15 protein-coding genes, 2 tRNA genes and 1 pseudogene are annotated in these 18,696 nt (G+C 56.8%); 11 read left to right on the forward strand and 7 right to left on the reverse strand.

Annotated elements, in window-relative coordinates; genetic code table 11:
* Positions 1-4: 4 nt before the first annotated feature.
* Both rnpA and rpmH read right to left on the reverse strand, forming a co-directional pair.
* On the reverse strand, positions 5-403 hold the full coding sequence (rnpA, locus tag AC15MQ_RS07890; protein WP_287655388.1) for a ribonuclease P protein component: 399 nt from the start codon (positions 401-403) through the stop codon (positions 5-7).
* Positions 400-534, reverse strand: coding sequence for a 50S ribosomal protein L34 (gene rpmH / locus AC15MQ_RS07895; RefSeq protein WP_091932639.1), 135 nt, complete (start codon positions 532-534; stop codon positions 400-402). Before rpmH ends, rnpA begins: the two co-directional genes overlap by 4 nt.
* A gap of 301 nt (positions 535-835) precedes the next feature.
* Here rpmH and dnaA point away from each other — a divergent pair, with 301 nt between their 5' ends.
* From dnaA to gyrB, 3 genes are all read left to right on the forward strand, one after another.
* The gene (dnaA, locus tag AC15MQ_RS07900) at positions 836-2,230 is read left to right on the forward strand and encodes a chromosomal replication initiator protein DnaA (protein ID WP_287667389.1); all 1,395 of its coding nucleotides are present in this window, start codon (positions 836-838) and stop codon (positions 2,228-2,230) included.
* Between the two features lie 211 nt (positions 2,231-2,441).
* A complete protein-coding gene (gene dnaN / locus AC15MQ_RS07905; RefSeq protein WP_287655386.1) occupies positions 2,442-3,572 on the forward strand; it encodes a DNA polymerase III subunit beta in 1,131 nt (376 codons plus the stop codon).
* A gap of 65 nt (positions 3,573-3,637) precedes the next feature.
* The gene (gene gyrB / locus AC15MQ_RS07910; RefSeq protein WP_287655385.1) at positions 3,638-6,106 is read left to right on the forward strand and encodes a DNA topoisomerase (ATP-hydrolyzing) subunit B; all 2,469 of its coding nucleotides are present in this window, start codon (positions 3,638-3,640) and stop codon (positions 6,104-6,106) included.
* 38 nt (positions 6,107-6,144) lie between these two features.
* Here gyrB and pyrF read toward each other — a convergent pair whose 3' ends face one another.
* Complete coding sequence (gene pyrF / locus AC15MQ_RS07915; protein WP_287655384.1) at positions 6,145-6,957, reverse strand: orotidine-5'-phosphate decarboxylase; 813 nt, start codon at positions 6,955-6,957, stop codon at positions 6,145-6,147.
* A 107-nt stretch (positions 6,958-7,064) separates the two neighbouring features.
* On the opposite strand from pyrF, the gene AC15MQ_RS07920 reads away from it, so the two are divergent.
* From AC15MQ_RS07920 to AC15MQ_RS07930, 3 genes are all read left to right on the forward strand, one after another.
* Positions 7,065-7,799, forward strand: a complete 735-nt coding sequence (locus AC15MQ_RS07920) for a BUD32 family EKC/KEOPS complex subunit (protein ID WP_483079828.1) — start codon at positions 7,065-7,067, stop codon at positions 7,797-7,799.
* Positions 7,800-7,853: 54 nt separating this feature from the next.
* Positions 7,854-7,929, forward strand: a tRNA-Ala gene (locus tag AC15MQ_RS07925).
* Between the two features lie 26 nt (positions 7,930-7,955).
* Positions 7,956-8,031, forward strand: a tRNA-Glu gene (locus AC15MQ_RS07930).
* Between the two features lie 131 nt (positions 8,032-8,162).
* On the opposite strand, the gene AC15MQ_RS07935 is transcribed toward AC15MQ_RS07930, so the two are convergent.
* Positions 8,163-8,492, reverse strand: a complete 330-nt coding sequence (locus tag AC15MQ_RS07935; protein ID WP_483079829.1) for a hypothetical protein — start codon at positions 8,490-8,492, stop codon at positions 8,163-8,165.
* A gap of 483 nt (positions 8,493-8,975) precedes the next feature.
* Between AC15MQ_RS07935 and AC15MQ_RS07940 the strand changes: the two genes are divergently transcribed.
* Positions 8,976-9,755: an ankyrin repeat domain-containing protein gene (locus AC15MQ_RS07940; RefSeq protein WP_483079830.1), complete on the forward strand. Its 780-nt coding sequence runs from the start codon at positions 8,976-8,978 to the stop codon at positions 9,753-9,755.
* Positions 9,756-9,942: 187 nt separating this feature from the next.
* A complete protein-coding gene (locus tag AC15MQ_RS07945; RefSeq protein WP_332335577.1) occupies positions 9,943-11,163 on the forward strand; it encodes an IS110 family RNA-guided transposase in 1,221 nt (406 codons plus the stop codon).
* Positions 11,164-11,394: 231 nt separating this feature from the next.
* On the opposite strand, the gene AC15MQ_RS07950 is transcribed toward AC15MQ_RS07945, so the two are convergent.
* The 3 genes and pseudogenes from AC15MQ_RS07950 to AC15MQ_RS07960 form a co-directional block, all read right to left on the reverse strand.
* The gene (locus AC15MQ_RS07950) at positions 11,395-12,351 is read right to left on the reverse strand and encodes a D-2-hydroxyacid dehydrogenase (protein ID WP_483079831.1); all 957 of its coding nucleotides are present in this window, start codon (positions 12,349-12,351) and stop codon (positions 11,395-11,397) included.
* A 6-nt stretch (positions 12,352-12,357) separates the two neighbouring features.
* Positions 12,358-13,062 carry an aldehyde dehydrogenase family protein gene (locus tag AC15MQ_RS07955; protein ID WP_287655381.1) on the reverse strand — a complete coding sequence of 235 codons (705 nt, stop codon included), beginning with the start codon at positions 13,060-13,062 and terminating at the stop codon, positions 12,358-12,360.
* 1,378 nt (positions 13,063-14,440) lie between these two features.
* Positions 14,441-15,412: pseudogene (locus AC15MQ_RS07960) on the reverse strand (ISAs1 family transposase); the annotation flags it as partial.
* An 828-nt stretch (positions 15,413-16,240) separates the two neighbouring features.
* Here AC15MQ_RS07960 and AC15MQ_RS07965 point away from each other — a divergent pair.
* The 3 genes from AC15MQ_RS07965 (at position 16,241) to AC15MQ_RS07975 (ending at position 18,696) form a co-directional block, all read left to right on the forward strand.
* Positions 16,241-17,806 (forward strand): DUF4384 domain-containing protein, encoded by a 1,566-nt coding sequence (locus tag AC15MQ_RS07965; RefSeq protein ID WP_287653176.1) that lies wholly within the window; start codon positions 16,241-16,243, stop codon positions 17,804-17,806.
* Between the two features lie 25 nt (positions 17,807-17,831).
* A complete protein-coding gene (locus AC15MQ_RS07970; RefSeq protein WP_483079832.1) occupies positions 17,832-18,296 on the forward strand; it encodes a hypothetical protein in 465 nt (154 codons plus the stop codon).
* Between the two features lie 91 nt (positions 18,297-18,387).
* Positions 18,388-18,696 (forward strand): hypothetical protein, encoded by a 309-nt coding sequence (locus AC15MQ_RS07975; protein WP_483079833.1) that lies wholly within the window; start codon positions 18,388-18,390, stop codon positions 18,694-18,696.

The following is an 18,696-nucleotide window of genomic DNA, read 5'->3' on the forward strand; positions in this document are numbered from 1 at the left end:
CAGCTCATCGTGGAGGTAAGGCAGCCTTGCTCAACAAACCGCGGATCTCCTGCGCCATGGCTTGCCGGTCAAGGACGGGTGGCCTGACTGCCAGGCGCAGCACGAAATCGCTGGAGCGAAGGCAGGCACGCATCAGACGGAACTGTTCACGGGCCAGACGTCGGACCAGGTTTCGATCAACCGAGCGACGCAAAAAGCGCTTGGCGACGACCAGGCCGAGCCGTGCCCCAGGCACTTCCTCTGGGCTACGAGGGCGGTAATGTAGCAGGAAATGCCTGCTTTTCAGCACCCTCCTGAAACCAAAAACGGATGAGTACTCATCCGTTTTGATCAGGCGGTAACGCTTCGGAAAAGCGGCAGTGGATACCGCGCGAAGACCGGCGACTGAAGGCTGGTCGCTCAAACGGCCAGGCGGTGGCGACCTTTGGCACGACGCGCCCTGATTACGGCACGACCACCGCGAGTCGCCATGCGAACAAGGAAGCCGTGCGTACGCTTGCGGCGCACAACCGATGGTTGATAGGTACGTTTCATGGTTAAGCCCTTGAAGTCAAAGCAAGATAAACATGTAATTAGACAACCTCAGACGGATCCTTGTCAAGGCCATATTTTTGCCCATGCTGTGGATAACTTTCGGGCAACGGGTTAGAATTTGCGCTTCACTGTCCCCGGGTAGACGACCCGGGGCGGCAGGTCGAACGGTTGCCACCCCTGGGTCGCCATCTTTCGGCGACCGGAAGGACCGTGACAAGGCAACACACGTCACTGCTTTAAAACATTAAAATCAAATATATTCCCCGCGGCATCACGATCGGACTGCACGCTATGACTGTCGATGAGTAGTTTTTGGGCCTCCTGTTTAAGCCAGTTCGAACAGGAACTCCCGCCACAGCAATTCAATACCTGGATCCGCCCTCTTCGCCTTGAAGGCGAGGATGATTTTGCCCACGGTTTACGTCTGCTCGCGCCGAACGGCTTCATCCTGAAGTGGGTCAAGGAACGCTACCTGGCGCGTATCGAGGCCCTCGGGAGCGAATACTTTGCCGTTCCGGTAAACATCAGCTTGACTCTGGGAACGCGTGCAGCATCTCCGCCGAACGCAGCTGCGAACCCACCCGGCAAAACAATCGCTGCTCAGGCGGCAACGTCCACCGCTGCAACCGCCAAGAATACGTCGGCGCTCGAGAGGGAGCGCTCGAACTACGAAAAGACACGCCTGATTCCGACCTTTACCTTCGATGGACTGGTGGTCGGTAAAGGCAACGACCTCGCCCGCGCCGCTGCGCGGCAGGTTTCGATCAGCCCTGGTGAAGCAACCTACAACCCCTTGTTCATCTACGGGGGTGCCGGACTCGGCAAGACACACCTGATACACGCCATCGGCAACCAGATCCTGGAGCATCATCCGGACAAGGTGGTGCGCTATGTACATGCCGAAGACTACTATTCGGATGTCGTTCGTGCTTACCAGCAGAAGTCATTTGACGTATTCAAGCGCTACTATCGTTCATTGGACGTCCTGCTACTCGACGATGTACATTTTTTTAACGGCAAGAACCGGACACAGGAAGAATTCTTCTATGTTTTCAACTCCCTGAGTGAGTCCAGAAAACAGATCGTGATCAGCAGCGACACCTATCCGAAAAATATCTCCGGCCTTGAGGATCGGCTGATCACCCGCTTTGACTGGGGCCTGACGGTTCAGATCGAACCGCCGGAAACGGAAATGCGAGTCGCGATCTTGAAGAAGAAAGCCGAGATGGAGGGAGTGGCGCTCAATGACGAGGTTGCCTTCTACGTTGCCAAGCACCTGCGATCGAACGTTCGTGAACTTGAGGGGGCACTCAAGAAAGTGCTTGCCTACTCTGCATTTCATGGGCAGCAGATCTCGCTTGATCTGGCCAAGGAAGCACTCAAGGACGTCATCGGTTCGGTCAACCGACAACTTACGGTCGAAAACATCCAGAAGACAGTAGCCGAGTATTTCAAGATCAAAGTTGCCGACCTGTTCTCCAAAAAGAGAACACGGGTCATCGTTCGCCCACGTCAGATCGCCATGTGGTTGGCAAAAAATCTCACTTCACAGAGCTATCCCTCGATCGGTGATGCCTTCGGTGGCCGTGATCATACGACCGTTCTGCATGCCGTACGCACCATCGACGAACTGCGTGCCAGAGATAACGACCTTAACCACGACGTGCACGTTCTCCTGCAGGTTCTGAAGGGCTAGGAAGCGGGTGGGAAAAGCCGTGGATAAGCCACTGATAAAAAGTGAACAAAGTCGATGGAGCGGGACTGTGGATAACTTGTGAGTTTTTGTCCACAGCTTCATACCGCCTTTCTGCAGCTTTGCATTTACATATTAATTGCTTGAATTAAAAAAGAAATTACAAGATATCAACAGATTTGACCAGACTATAGTTTTTATAGGATCTATATATATGTTACTTATTAAAACACGGCGAGACACCTTGCTTTCACCCTTGCAGGCGGTTTCCGGAATCGTGGAAAGGCGTCACACCCTACCGATTCTCTCGAATGTGCTACTCGAAAAAAAGGGAGACGTGTTGACCCTGCTGGCAACCGATATCGAGATCCAGATCACCACGTCAACCACTGGCGCTAGCGGCGAGGGAGACGGCGCGGTAACGGTTGGCGCGCGAAAGCTGCAGGAAATTCTGCGCTCCCTGCCGGAAAGCTCGGAGGTCAGCCTGGTTCTCGACGAGCGACGTCTACAGGTCAAGGCAGGCAGAAGCCGCTTCAATCTGCAGACGTTGCCTGCTGAAGACTTTCCGTGCATGGCAATGTCCGATGGCGATATCAAGAGATTTACCGTCACGCAAAAGCAGTTCCGCCACCTGCTGTCACAGACCCAGTATTCGATGGCCACGCAGGATGTTCGCTACTACCTCAATGGTCTGCTATTGCTTCTTGATAGTGAAGAGATTCGCACAGTGGCAACAGATGGTCATCGCCTGGCCTACTCAAGCATGGCTCTGTCCGAAGCCCCGGAAGGTCTGGATCAGGAGCGCGGGCTACGCCATGAATTGATCCTGCCCCGCAAGACGGTTATCGAACTCAGTCGCCTCCTGTCAGACAACGAGGAACCTTTGACGGTCGAGATATTGCCGACGCAAGTCCACTTCCGCTTCGGTCAGATTCATCTGGTGTCCAAGCTGATCGACGGGAGATTCCCGGACTACCAGAGGGTCATTCCGGCGACACTGAGGAATGTCGTTATTGTGGATCGCAGTGCACTTCTGCAGTCGATGATCAGGGCTGCCATCCTGACCAACGAGAAATTCCGTGGTGTTCGCCTGGTACTTTCGGACGGCAGCTTGAAGATCATGGTCGCGAATGCCGAGCAGGAAGAAGCCCAGGAAGAAATCGAGGTTGATTACAACGGTGATCCTCTTGATGTCGGTTTCAACGTCTCGTACCTACTTGATGTCTTGAACAACACGTCTGAGGAAAAGATTGCCTGGGGCTTCAATGACGCCAATTCAAGTGCATTGCTGACCATTCCAGGAAACGACCGATTCAAATATGTGGTCATGCCAATGCGTATTTGACTGGATATTCAACAGCGCATGATGATGCAATAGCGGTTCAACAGGAAAGAGATACTGGATTCACGATGACTGAAGAAAACGAGCAGTTTGCCTACGATGAATCAAGCATACAGCAGCTTGAGGGCCTGGAAGCGGTGCGCAAGCGTCCCGGAATGTATATCGGGGATACTTCTGACGGGACCGGTCTGCATCATATGGTTTTCGAAGTCGTTGATAATGCCATTGATGAGGCCCTGGCCGGCCATTGTGACGATATCGTTATCACCATTCACGCGGATAACTCGATCTCGGTAAGCGACAACGGTCGCGGCATTCCGACCGGTGTCAAGTTTGACGACAAGCATGAACCGAAGCGCTCGGCAGCGGAGATCGTGATGTGCGTTCTGCACGCGGGCGGCAAGTTCAACCAGAACTCGTACAAGGTGTCCGGTGGCCTGCATGGAGTCGGCGTGTCGTGTGTGAATGCTCTTTCCCGGTGGTTGCGCCTGACCATCCGGCGTGAGCAGAAGAAGCATTTTGTGGAATTCCATCGGGGGGTTGTTGTCGATCGACTGATCGAGGTCCAGAGAGGCGTCGAGGTATCTCCGCTCAAGGTTGTCGGCGATACCGAAAAGCGCGGAACGGAGCTTCACTTCATGGCTGACGAAGAGATCTTTGGCCAGGTCGAGTTCCACTACGAAATCATTGCCAAACGGTTGCGCGAACTCTCATTTCTCAATAACGGTGTCAAGATTCGTCTCAACGACCAGCGTACCGGCAAGGAGGAGAATTTCGCTTTCCTGGGTGGGGTCAAGGGTTTCGTCGAGTACATCAATCGTACGAAGTCGATTCTGCACCCAAATATCTTCTACGCCAGTGGTGATTCCGTGAACGGCAACGGGGTGATCAGTGTGGAAGTAGCAATGCAGTGGAACGACAGCTACGCCGAACAGGTGCTGTGTTTTACCAATAACATTCCGCAAGCCGATGGTGGGACGCACATGACCGGCTTGCGTGCAGCCATGACACGGGTCATCAATCGTTACATCGAAGAACACGAGATTGCCAAGAAGGCCAAGGTCGACATCAGCGGCGATGACATGCGCGAAGGTCTGGCCTGCGTGCTGTCCGTGAAAATGCCGGATCCCAAGTTTGCTTCGCAGACGAAAATGAAGCTGGTTTCCTCTGAAGCACGCCCGGCGGTCGAGGAGATCGTGGCGGCAAAACTCACGGAGTTCCTGCAGGAACGTCCAATCGATGCCAAAGTGATCACCGGAAAGATTGTCGAAGCGGCGCGCGCGCGCGACGCGGCGCGCAAGGCCAGGGAAATGACGCGTCGCAAGGGTCTGCTCGACGGGGTTGGTCTGCCCGGCAAGCTGGCGGATTGCCAGGAGAAGGACCCGGCCCTGTGCGAGCTCTATCTGGTTGAGGGTGATTCTGCCGGTGGTTCCGCCAAACAAGGTCGTGATCGCAAGTTCCAGGCGATTCTGCCGCTCAAGGGAAAGATCCTGAATGTCGAGAAAGCGCGTTTTGACAAGCTGATTTCGTCGCAGGAGATTGTCACCCTGATCACTGCGCTGGGCACGGGTATCGGCAAGGACGAATATAAACCCGAGAAGTTACGCTATCACCGATTGATTATCATGACCGATGCCGACGTTGATGGGGCGCATATTCGGACGTTGTTGCTCACCTTTTTCTATCGGCAGATGCGGGAGCTCGTCGAAGGTGGCCATATCTACATAGCGCAACCGCCACTTTACAAGATCAAACACGGGAAGACCGAACGTTACATCAAGGACGACACGGCACTGAAACAGTTCTTGTTGACCCTGGCTCTCGAAGGCTCGGTCCTGACGTCACGTCCGGATGCTCCGGAGATTGCTGGTACTGCATTGGAAGAGTTGGCGAGAGAATACCTGCTGGCTGAAGCGGTCATCAACCGTCTTTCTCACCTGATCAACCCGGAAGTGCTACATGCACTGATCGATGGCAACCTCAAGGTGGACCTGACCGACGAGTCATCGGCCGTGGCCAGTGCCAATGCCCTGATGAAGGCCGTGGGCAGCAAGTTGGGAATCAATATCATTGCTCGTTATGATACCGCCCACGAACGCTGGCAACTGCGTCTCGAGAAGATCCTGCATGGCAATCTCAAGCTGGGTGTCATTGATGAGGACTTGTTGGTCAGTGGCGATTATGCCCAACTCCGCAAGACAGCCGACATTCTCGCAGGTCTCTTCGGTCCTGGAGCTTTTGTCGTCCGCGGCGACAAGAAGAAAGCCGTGAGCAGTTTTGCTGAAACCATGCAGTGGTTGCTCAGCGAAGTCGAGCGAAGCGTCACCAAGCAGCGGTATAAAGGCCTCGGCGAAATGAATCCCGCGCAACTCTGGGAAACGACCATGGATCCGAAGGTACGTCGCTTGCTCAAGGTTCAGATCGAAGATGCCATCGGTGCCGACGAAATTTTCAGTACTCTCATGGGCGAGCTCGTGGAGCCACGTCGTAGTTTCATTGAAACGAATGCCTTGGCTGCACGCAACATCGACGTTTGACCTGCGACTCTTGGGTGCACCTGCATGCCTCGCGTTAGTCATGCACGGTAGCGGTTGATGGCGTCGCGTGTGTTCTGCGCGATATTCCGGGCGGTCTCGGCATATTCCTCACCAGTCCCTGCGTAAAGGATGGCTCGCGAGGAATTGATCATCAAACCACCGCTGGCAGTGCACCCGGCACGTACCGTCGCTTCGATATCGCCGCCCTGCGCGCCGATGCCGGGAACGAGCAGCGGCATGTCGTGCGTCAGGTCGCGAACGCGGGCGAGTTCTTCGGGAAAGGTAGCGCCGACCACCAGCGCGCACTGGCCGTTGTGATTCCAGACGGTGCTCACCAGTCGCGCCACGCGTTCGTAGAGCCTTTCACCACCGACGTCTAGCAACTGAAGATCGCTACCGCCCGGATTCGAGGTACGACAAAGCAAGATCACACCTTTTTCAGGGTATGCCAGGTAAGGAGCAACCGAATCCCGCCCCATGTACGGATTTACGGTGACCGCGTCGGCTTTGAAGCGTTCGAAAGCTTCGACCGCGTACTGCTCGGCGGTACTGCCGATGTCGCCACGCTTGGCATCAAGGATCACTGGAGTTGCCGGGTGTTGCGTGTGAATATGGTGAATCAGCGCTTCGAGCTGGTCCTCAGCGCGGTGCGCGGCGAAATACGCAATCTGCGGCTTGAAGCAACAGACGAGGTCGGCTGTTGCGTCGACGATCGACCGGCAGAATTCAAAGATGGCCTCTGGTTTGCCCTTCAGCTGGCTTGGGAAACGCGCCGGGTCCGGGTCGAGGCCGACACACAGCAAACTGTTACGGTCGTGCCAAGCTGCATTGAGTTGAGCGATAAAGTTCATGGGAGTCGGCCTGTTCGGGATGGTGGTACGGGAAGTATACCGGTCCCCGGATTGACTTGTCGGCAGAGGCTCAGGTGTCATCGGTCTGTCGGCTCTCCGCTAACCCAGTGGCTCCGTTACTGGCATCGAGAGCGCGCAACACCCCTTCTTCAGATCAAGGTAAATGGATTGGGCAGAAGTACGGCATCGGCTTTGCACAAGTGGGTAAACTTCAGGTTTTTGAGCAGGAACGCCAAGTGAACACACTGGAGCATGATGACTACCTGGCGATGCGCGCCGGCGCGACCGTTCTTGAAGCGGACAGCTTCGGCGAAAAGGTATTACTTCTGACTGACGGAACCGTGCTGAAACTTTTCCGCCGCAAGCGCTTGTTCTCGTCGGCGGCCTGGTATCCGTATGCACAACGTTTTGCTGACAACGCTGCAGCTCTTTATAGACTCGGCATTCCGGTGCCGCAGATCATTGACGTCGTGCGAATTCCTTCCCTTGCCCGTGACGCGGTGCACTACCATCCACTGGTCGGGAGGACGCTACGTGAGATTTGTCGGGAGGGAATCGAAAAGGATCAGGAAAGGGAGCTCCGAACTGCCTTTACGCGTTTTGTGATCCATCTGCACGATTGCGGGGTGTACTTTCGCTCGTTACACTTGGGTAACGTCGTTTACATGCCTGACCAACAGCTTGGTCTAATCGACATCGCGGATGTCCGGATCCGCGCCAGTGGGCTCAGCAAACGCCAGCGGGCACGAAATCTCCGCCGTTTGCTGGGGATCGTCGGCGAATGTGACTGGGTAGAGGTCTCGGCAATAGTTGATGGCAAAGCTGACAGCCCGATCGGCTGAATCCTTTCGCTTTACAAGCGTCTACCGCGCCCCTATAATTCGCTCTTCTTTCGAGGGGGTATAGCTCAGCTGGGAGAGCGCTTGCATGGCATGCAAGAGGTCCGCGGTTCGATCCCGCGTACCTCCACCAGCAAGTCGAGAGAAGATTCTTTCCGGGTCCCCATCGTCTAGAGGCCCAGGACACTACCCTTTCACGGTAGGTACCGGGGTTCGAATCCCCGTGGGGACGCCACCAGTTCGCCGCTTTTAACGAGCGGGCTGATGCTGTATTTCGGCACCGCATCGAAGGTTTCTGGCGACAATTCGACCCGATCGATCAGTTGGTGGATCTCGTCACGCAACCTCTCCGGGTAGTCGTTCAGTTCAGTCAGAATGGTTCGAAGCAGTCTGCGCACCGTGTCCGGCGTGATGTCTGCACACACCTTCATCGCGGTCCTTTCCGATTCCATCGACGCCAGCTTGAGCCCAATGCCGTCGCGCTCCTTCTCCAACGATTCGATTTGCCGCAGTAACGCCGCTTGAATCCGTGGTCTTGGTCAGCAGGTCAGCCAGTTTAGCGGTCTTCTTGTTGATTTCTGTCATCCGGCGCTTCAAGGTGCCTGGGGCTGCCACGGATCTCTCGCGCTCCTTCGACAACCGCTGAAAATATTCTGCAATGACTGCGGCGAGGTCATCGGCTTCCAGGGCGCGCACCCGCGGTGGCGGCTTTGCTGACCCCTACACCGGGAGTTTTTCCCGCTCCCGACAGGAGCTTTTCCACTGGCAGCAGTCGCTTCGGAACGACAGAATGTGAATCTGGAGCCCGAGTGAGGACTTGCCAACATGCTCGACAGAAATGCTGACAGGCCACAGACTGCAGTATCCGCCAAGCGATCCCTGATGCCTGCAGCGGCGTGTACCCACGACAGGGGGAAAACGTCCACGTCGATGACAGTTGCCATCCAACACGAAGTTCCCGTGGCAGAGAAAGGCCTCGCGGCTGGCCACGGCTATCGGCCTCGATCGAACACCTGCCCGGTTCTGTAGTCACAACATGTACAAGACCATGAGCAGGGGAGATCGGCAATGGCCTGCTGACGCTCACATGAAACGTTGAACGTTGGCCCACCCTGTGGGCACACCATTTCAGGAATCGGCCGCACCCAATTGCCTGCAACATCGAGAAAAGGACTTCGGATGAGAGACAGCAAACTGGCACCGCATGGTGACCGCGAACAGCAGATCAGGGCCTTCGTATCGAGTGCGTGTGCGGGCGATATCGACGCAATGCGTGCCCAGGTTGCCGAGGGCCTGGACCTGAATGGCAGGGACCAGTTTGGCGATACGCTGCTGGAACTGGTGATCAGCGAACTCGAGTACTGTCCCGAAGCGCCCAAGTACAGGGTGGTTCAGGAAATGTTGCGGCTTGGTGCAGACCCATGTGGTCTCAGTAAAGATGGCTCGAGTCCTCTTTTCATGGCGATTCTGAATATGGACACCGAGATGTTACGCATCTTGTTGAACGGCGGCGCCGATCCGAATGCTTTGCTGCGCATCACCCTGGGTGCCGGCGCCGACCCAGATGTCCTGGAAATGGAAACCCTTGGCGAGTCGCTCTATGACTGGGCCGATTTCGCCTACCGGTACGAGGTGTGGAGCATGAATCTGCCCGAGGAGGCAACCGTAGTCGAGAGGTCAGACATGGACGCCTGGCTTGGTTACCTTGACCGCCTTGCGGTGAAGCATGGAAAGCGCCGCCCCGACCATCTGCGACTATTGCGCCAGCGCGGTGCGCTGTCGATGGCTGAATTGCGCCAACGTCGTCAGGCCACGACCGCGCCTGCCGAGCACGCGGTACGCCTACCAATTCGCTTTGACCGAAGGCGTGGCGCGCAACGTAGGTCTCCGCTAACGGTCATTGCAGTTGCCGCCGCCCCGGATGATGAAAGAAGATGCGGGTTGGGAAGCGGCGGGTAGAGGTCGCGCAACATTTTGGCGGCTCGACCCCGCAAGCTAACGTGACCCGCTGAACCGACTCGTACCCCGGATTGCTGCCATCGAGCGCACACATTAAAAGGGCCGTTGGCGACCTGTCGCCTTCAGGCAATTTCGGTTCTGGCACCCACCGCCTCCCGCGTTCAAGTTTATGGCGAAAGGAGACGGTATGGAACTGGTTCCGATCCACAAGCGGGTCATTGGGCTGGATATTCATCAGGCCCAGGTCACGGCGTGCGCGATCATCGAGGAATCGGGCGGCGAGACACGACTCGAGCAGCGGCAATTTGGCGCGTTCAAACGGGACCGGCGGGAGCTGGCGGTCTGGGCGGCGGCGCTTGATCCGGACGAAGTCGTCATGGAAAGCACGGGCATCTACTGGAAGAGTCCGTATGCGGCGCTGGAGGCGGTCGGTATCCGGGCGACGGTGGTCAATGCCCGTCACGTCAAGCAGGTGCCGGGACGCAAGACGGATGTTGGAGATGCCCAGTGGCTGGCCACCCTGGCGCGAGCCGGTCTGCTCCGAGGGTCTTTCGTGCCGCCGGCCCAACTGCGCGAACTGCGTCTGATCGCCCGGCAACGGCAGAAGCTCGTCGGGCTGCTCTCGTCCGAGAAGAACCGCATGCACAAAGTGCTGACCGATGCCGGCATCCGTCTGGGCGTGGTGGTCAGCGATATCCATGGTCAGTCGGCACGCGCGATGATCAAGGGGATTCTCCGGGGGCAGGCTCCGCATGAGGTTCTTCAACGCGCCAGTCGACGTCTCAAAGCCAGCCGCGAGGAATTGCACGATGCCCTGCAGGGCGAATTGACCGCGAGTCACGTGTTCGTTCTTGACGAACTATTGCGGCATATCGAGGAACTCGAAGCGCGCATCGCCCGTTTCGACGCCCGCCTGCTCGCCGAATTGGCGAGCGAGCACAATGCGCTCGCCCTGCTGCAAACCTTACCTGGCGTCGATCTCATCGGCGCCGCCATGCTGCTCGTCGAGATCGGCAGCGACATGAGCGTCTTCGGCACCTCGGACCGCCTAGCCTCCTGGGTTGGCCTCTGTCCGGGCAACAACGAGTCGGCCGGGAAGCGCAAATCGGGACGCGTCCGCAAGGGCAATCCCTACGTCCGCCGACTCCTCTGTGAGTTCGCTCACGCCGCCAGCCGCACAAAATCGGCGTTCCAGGCCAAGTTCCAGTCGTTGATCGTTCGTCGTGGTCACAAACGCGCCATCGTCGCTTTGGCTCACAAAATGTTGCGCACCATTTTTTTCATGCTCAAGCGTGGCGAACATTACCGGGATTCCGCCACCAACTATGAGCAGCTCTCCGTGCAGCGCAACGCCTCTCGCTGGATCAAGGCGCTAACTCGCTTCGGCTTCATCCCCGCAGCCGCTTGATTCACGACAACCGATCTCCATGACCGCTCGCGGTCAGGTACCCGTGCGCTTGGAGACTGGGTTCTTTCACATTAAGCACCCGGCAACAACAGCGTGGTGCGCCACGCTGATCCGATTACCCATCAATCAGAACGAGGCTTTGCTCTGTGCGCGCTGGGCCATTGCTGCCGGGGCAGCAATTATCAGGCTGGATGGCCCGACAGTAAGTTAGTGACCGCCGGCGAGCCGAACTCAGGCGACCCGGTTCTGCGGCACGCCGCGGGCAAAAGCTTCCAGGTTGGCGGTCAACTGATCGGCCAGGGTCTGCATTGCAGGCCCGCTCGCCCAGGCCACATGCGGTGTCAGCAGAAAATTGGGAAGTGCGAGCAGTTGCGGAGTCAGCAGGACATTGCCGGCACTCGGCGGCTCGACAGTCAAGACATCGAAACCCGCGCCGGCGATCCAGCCCTGCTCAAGGGCGTTAGCCAGCGCCGCCTCATCGACCAGACCACCACGCGCGGTGTTGATCAGCAGTGCCGAAGGCTTCATGGCGCGCAACTCGGTCACTCCAATGAGACTTTTCGTCTCCTCGGTCAAAGGGCAGTGCAGCGATATTGCGTCCGCCTCACGCAAGGCCTGCTCGAACGGTGTATAGCCCGGACGCACGCTCGAAACGCCCTTGCGTTCGCTGCGCAGGACGCGCATCCCGAAGGCCTCCGCCAGTCTCGCCACCGCTTCCCCCAGGCTGCCGCTGCCGATTATCGCCAGTACCGCACCGTGCAGGTCGCGAATCGGGTGGTCGAAGCAGCAGAACTGCCCGGAACGCTGCCAGGCGCCGGCTGCCACTGACTCCCGATAGGCCAGAATGTTGCGCGATAGCGCCAGCAGCAGCGCGAAGACATGCTCGGGAAGCGTATGCATGGCGTAGCCGCGGATATTCGAGACCACGATGTCGCGTGCGCGGCAGGTAGCAAGATCGATGTTGTTGGTCCCAGTTGCCGCGACGGCGACCATCTTCAACGCTGGCAGCGCGGCGATCAGTTCGGCGCCGATTTGCAGCTTGTTCACGATCACGATCGTCGCCCCTGCCAGCCGCTCCTCGACCTGTGGCTGCAGGGTTTGCGCATATTCGACCCAGTGATGGGGAAAATTTGGGCGGGGCACTTCGGCAATAATCGACGCACGTTCAAGGTAGACAATCCGGTGCATGCCGTTTCAGTCCGTAAAAGGCTTGCCGTGACGGGTGGCGATGGCCGCCACCCTGGCATCAAAGGCCGGCTCGCCGACAACGAGCAGCAGGCTCACCTCCTTCGAGGCACACAGGGCTTCGGTGGCCAGTTGGTCGCCGTGCAGGATATTGAAAACGCCGCCCGGAAAGCCGCTGCGCGCCGTTAGTTCGGCCAGGGCAAAGGCGGCAGAAGGCGCCCTCGGGCTCGGTTTGAGCACCACGGTCGCCCCTGAAAGCAGTACCGGCACGGCACGCTGCAGCGGTCCCAGCAAAGGCGCGTGCTGGTCGCTGACGATCGCGACGACGCTGCCGCCAGCGCTTGCCGCGATACCCCCTTCTGCCGCCCGCAGCAGGCTTACGGCATTGCCCACCTCGACAGCCGCTACTTCGACCTGCTGACCGGTTTCCTCGGCAATCAACGCGGCAAAGTGTCCTCCGTATTCCGCCAGAGCATCACCAAGCGCCGCCAACAGCGCGGCACGCTGGCCAACGGTCTGCGCCGACCAGGCCGCCAGGGCTGCCCGCGCGGCCTCGACAGCGGCCCGCGCTTCAAGTTCGCCGCACAATGGCGTGCGGCGCCTGACCTGGCCATTGCGCGGATCGCAGACATCGAGAAAGGCCGGCGCCATGGTCAGGTAGGCGTGGCCGTTGATCCACAACGGAATGGCCAGGATTTCGTCGGTTGCAGTCATTACATTTCTCGGCAAAGGGTCGGGGAGATGACGGGCGTTCGCTGGCTGTCGAGAGCAAACCACAGAGACGAACGGCAAGTGGTCAAGAGAAAAATAGTAGTCCCAAAATGTGTCCTAAAATGTGCATTCCGAGTGGAAATGTCCTGGATTGTTACTACGCTCCTGCGCAGACTCGAGCACCAGGGACTACGAACCATAACATGACATATGGGATAATCTGCAATTCCTGAAAGGCAAATGATCCCTGTAGAACTCTGTGTGTAAAGAGCTGACAAAAGGTGGACAAGGTGCGTATCGGGCTCCTGTGCATAAGTTATCAGTTTTTGCCCACAGCTCAGTACGGCTGTTCTGCACTCATGTAAAAGACAAGTAGGCTTTTGAATAAATTGGATAACTTATAGTTATCCACAGACTTGGCCTTTACTTTGTTTTTATAGATCTTATATATGGTATTTATTAAAACGCAAGTTGATTCACTTGCTATGGATGGGTTTCAGCGAGCTTTTCGTGTACGGCGTTGGTAAAAATTAGATATTACTAATATTCCATAGGGCTGGACTTCTCATGCTCGGCATGAGTGCACCCTATCTCCGTCCTGCTTCGTGCATTAGGCGCAATTTGCCCTATCCGGACCGATGGGACATCCCGAGGGCGGTGAAGGTGCTGAGGTTAGCCGCCCGGATGTGAGCTTCGTCAGCCTCTCGATCGTCTGCCAGGTCTCTGGATGGCGGTTTCCGAGTAAGCTCTGCTGGCCACCCCCCGGCGGTGGTGCGGGCGTCCACTGATCCCGAATGCTCGTCTCGTCAAACCGAAACGTCAGTTTGCCCCGGTTGACTTAACTCCCGGTCGTCTTCCGACCAGTTCGTCACCCGGTACCACTGCTTCGGCCCCACCTTGACAGTGTCCGGTGTCACTCTCATCGCCATTGACGCGCAGACACCCGGGGTCAGTATCGCCTGGAGAAGCGATCACCTCCTCAGACAGGAGTAGAACGTTCTGGCTTGCCCTACGTGGTCACAGATCAAACCATGTGACCTTGGGCAAGGTAGGGCATCAGCGTATTGCACTGGTTGGCGAAGCACCCTATGATGCTCGACGTCTGTTGTGCGTAACCCAAACGAGCACGTCTGCCCTGAAAGCGGAGAAACGTTCTTCTTGCCTTCGGAATGCCAAAAACCACCAGCTTTGGAGCAGGGCAATGGGTAAACGAGCAGCGTACTGGCGTACGCGAACATCTGTTCAGCGTCTTTGAGAGCCTTTGCAGCCTTTCCAGGGCCTCCGCACTCGGATATCATATGATCAAGGTCGCATAACGGCATGATTCGTAACTACTATATTTCATCATGGATTCCGCGCTCGGATGTCCTTGCGAGGTGAAGCCCAGTATTCTCATCCGGACGTCGTCCTTCCAAGCGGCGCGCTTGCGCTTCAAGCGCAAGCTGGTCTTGATCTTGTCGGCGGTATCCAAACGAATCAGGTTGAGAACGATTTTCTTCAGGAGAGAGAGGTTCTGTGGGGCGTTGTCCTTGCGTACGGTGCTGGCATCCTCGCCAAAGCTGACATCGAGCACCCAGTGAAGGCGGTTCTCGATGCCCCAGTGGCCCCGCACCGCTGCGGCGAGTTGTTCGGCCGTCAATTCACGAGAGCTGATGTAGTAGCGCCGCTCAAGCTTCGACTCATGCTCGCCGACCTTGCGCAGGGAATCGACCAGAGCAATCGTCTTGCATTGGGGCCAATCGGCCAGATCAACGATCCCTTCTGCGGGCAGCACCGAGGCCACTTGAGCGACGATCCGACCATGGGACGGGTGTACCTGGCGGTGACGGTCGGCTTCTTCCGATGGGGACTGGTCAATGAATTCCGTCTCGATAGCGTCCAGCAGCGTCGGCTGATTGCCTTTGACCGCCAGCAGGTAGTCACCGCCCTGGTCCGTGATCTGACGGGCGATGTTCTTCTGGCACCCCATGGCATCGATGGTGACCAGCAATCCGTGGATATACAGTGCCTTGAGCAGTTCCGGGATGGCGGTGATCTCATTGCTCTTGCTGGCGACCTTTTCCTGGCCGAGAACGACGCCCAGTTCCGTCGCGAAGGCGCTGACCATGTGAAATTGCTTCGGGTCGAGGGCTCGGAAGATGCGCAGAAACGTTTCCTCGGAGGCAACGCCGTTCTTGAGCACCAGGAACTGACGCAACCAATCTTCCTTCTCACGTCCCCAATGGGCGATGTCTTCGATGGTGTCACAGTCGGAGAGCACGGCTGCGATAGCCGTCACGAGAATCTCCAGGAAGTCATGCAGCGTCCCATTGCTGGGTTTGCGCGGGTCGTCCACTTCTCTGAAACAGCACATCAGGCTTGCCCCCCTCGTCAGAGTCATTTCTGTCGTCCAAAAGACCAGAGTAGAACCGATTTCGCGCGGGTTTACAAGCTATTAGCATAAATTTATGGCTGGCAACGGTTTTTGCTTCGCAAGGTATGACGAAATTGACTATGCTATCCGAGTGCGGAGGCCCTGGCAGCCTTTCCGAGACTTCCTCAGCAAGTGCTCAGCGGTTGACCACGAACCGCGATCTGCGACAAACTTCTCAAGTGCTGCTGAGGTCCCAATGTTAGACTTACTGAAGCATGGAGCCCGTTCTACAGCACGCGATGGGCAATGCACGTATGGGTTGCTGAAGGGGTTGCAGGAAAGCCGGCACAAGTGGTCGCAAGTTCTGTATTGGCATGCTCAGTGATCTACACGTTTTCGCCTGATTCAATGAATTTCTTTTTTTGGCATTCTTGTCAACTATTTTGACGGTCAGTCGCTATTGAGAACTGAGAAGTAGGAAAGTTTCCGGCAGGCATCAAAAGAGCGTGGGCGAAGCTGGCGAGAACACTGGTCAGGGGTACGTTTTCGTAGTCTCCGTTGTCTCGCCAGATGTTTCTCTCGCTCCGAGAGGTGCTGCTTGGACACTGCTCTGCTTAAGTCCGAGGTTTCGCGGTGGCTATGCTGTCTGGCGCCAGGAGGGGGAGCTGTGAGAATAGCTGTGTATGGCCTAGACGAACTGCAAACTCGCGTGGCCGCAATGTTGTCGGAGCGCGGCGGCTACGACCGTGCTTGCGATCGACGTTTCCGGCAGAGTTACTCAGGCTTCCGTGGTGGGCAAGGTGCAGTCAACCATGTCGAAGGGTCATAATGAAAACGTTTCGTCTCTCGTTGATCGCCTTGTCGCTGTTTCCCCTGCCCAGTATTGGTGATGATCTTGGTGCCGAGGTGCAAACGAGTGCTGCACCGAAAACTCCGGCCATCAAGACGATTACTAACTTCACGCAATCCTTGCGCTGTATGGACGAGCTGTTTTACGCCTACGGGAAGCAAGGCATTGCCATAACTTCGGCGGGAATTCCTGACGAGACTGGCAAGGTTAAGACCGGCACCAAGGAAATGTTGATTACTGCCGTGTCGAAGATGACAGTGAAAAGCAACGCTTTTGATTTCATCGACTTTCATTCGGCGGCCGACGACCTGTCGGCCCTTTTTGCTGCCCGTGGTGAGCAAAACCGGACCATGCCCGATTACTATATTCGCGGCTCGATTACCCAGATGGACGACAACACTGTCCGCAAGAACAAGGGTATCGGGTTCTCGTTGCCATTTCTGGACCTCGGAGCATCGAAGGACGATGGCTATGACCTGCTCAGTATGGATATCAGCATTGGGGATGCAGCGACTCGAAAGATCATTCCGGTTACCAGCACCTCAAACACCTTGGTCCTTAGCAAGGGTGGCGTCGCTGGTGAAGGTGGTGGAAAGATTGGCAAGCTAGGTCTGAGTTTCAACATTGACATCAGTCGTAGCGAAGGCGTTGGCGCGGCTACTCGCACTCTTGTTGAGTTGGGACTGATCGAGGCCCTCGGCAAATTCACACAGGTTCCCTACTGGAAATGTCTGGATACCGACCTCACTAACCCGTTGATCCGTGAACAGGCGCGGGAGTGGTACGACAATGCCAAGGAGAACGACCGCGTCCTGTTCGTGCAACGCAAGCTTGCGGGCATGGGTCGTTATGCCGGTCCCCTCAACGGAGTCCCCAGTGCTGCGCTTAAGGCGTCGATCGCCGAGTATCAGGCGACTACCGGCCTGGTCGCCGATGGCGTCGTCAATTTCGACCTTTACGCAAGCCTTCTCGATGATCTCCAGAACCAGATTGCTGCGCTCCCTGCCGCTGGAGGACCGAAGTCGAATTATGTTCCCGGGGTAAGCCCGGCTGCGCCTCGACCGCCCGCTGCGACTCAGGTCGTAGCCAGCCCGGCTGCTGGTCCGGCAGGTGCCCCGAATCCAATCTTCCGGATGAAGCTCGACACTGACCGAGGAAGCAAGCCATCGTATAGAGTTGGCGAATTCCTCAACATGACCTTATCGATGAATGCACAGGGCACGGCGTATTGCTACTACCAGGACGTATCGACGACCACCGCCAGAATTTTTCCGAATCAGTTTCGATCCGATTCGTCGGTTCCGGCAGGGGCGGGTGTCAGACTGCCTTCGGGTGGGTTCAAGATCCGTTTCGACAAACCGGGCCCGGAGCGTGTAGCGTGTATCGGTTCTGATCGGGAGTTGATCGTGCCGAGCGCTTTGCGTGGGGCGCGTGATCTTTCCCCATTGCCGGTCAGGTCGGTAGACGATGTTATCGGTCAGTTCAAGCAGAACAATCCTACTGCCGTTACCAGCATGGTTGATATTACGGTTACGCCGCAGTGAGTGAAATTGCCACTGGACCCATTCAATGAAGACAAATTCAACACGGCTGTCTTGGCTGTTTGCGGCGGGGGCTGTTGCTTGTTTGCTTGTTTCCTATGGGCAGCTGGCTGCGGGAGAGATTATCGTGGGCCCTGGGTCGAATACTGTTTCGAGTGGTGTTGCTGGCGCGAGCAGTGCCGCACAGTCGGCGAGGGAAAACCGTCAACGCGCCACAGTGAGCCGGATCGAAGACGGATCCAGTCAGAACATCGTCATTATTGATGGCGCAAATGGTTGGACAGGCGCTGGTTCTCAGGCAGCCAACAGTGCCGCATACGATCGAGTGCGGGCGAACGCCAACCGCCTGAATGGGGATGAGGTGTCTGCAACTAATCAGGTTATTTTAGCGCCAGTACCGGGGACGACAGTGCATCAACCTTATACCCCGGCCGGTCAGTCTGCGCACGATAACCGTCTGCGCGCCAATAGCTACAGAGAGCGCAGTGAATAAACGTGTGTCTGGTGTGGGGCACGGCAGGTTACTCGAAGATGAGGGAACCAATTCCGGCGCCGGGCACCTGCACCTTACGAGGAGTTAGGTAATGCGTTTTCCTCTTGCACCAGTTCTGATGTTCTTCTCCATGCTTGCTGGAGCGCAGGTGTCTGTCGATCTTTCGGGAGTTGGTGTGAAGGCAGGTGCAGGGTCCAAGAATACGGTTGCCAACGAACAAGGATCTATTGATCCGGATGCCGACATTGAAGGAGTCGTCATCATCAACGATCAACTTTATATTGATGGCCACAAAATTTCCCGAGGTGCGGCCGAGTATGTATCGAAGAAGACCCGGAAGGTCTATTCTATCCGGTGGGGAAAAAAGGGTGAGGGCGTGACAGTCACGGAGAAGAACTGA

The sequence above is a fragment of the Candidatus Accumulibacter propinquus genome (assembly GCF_056856495.1).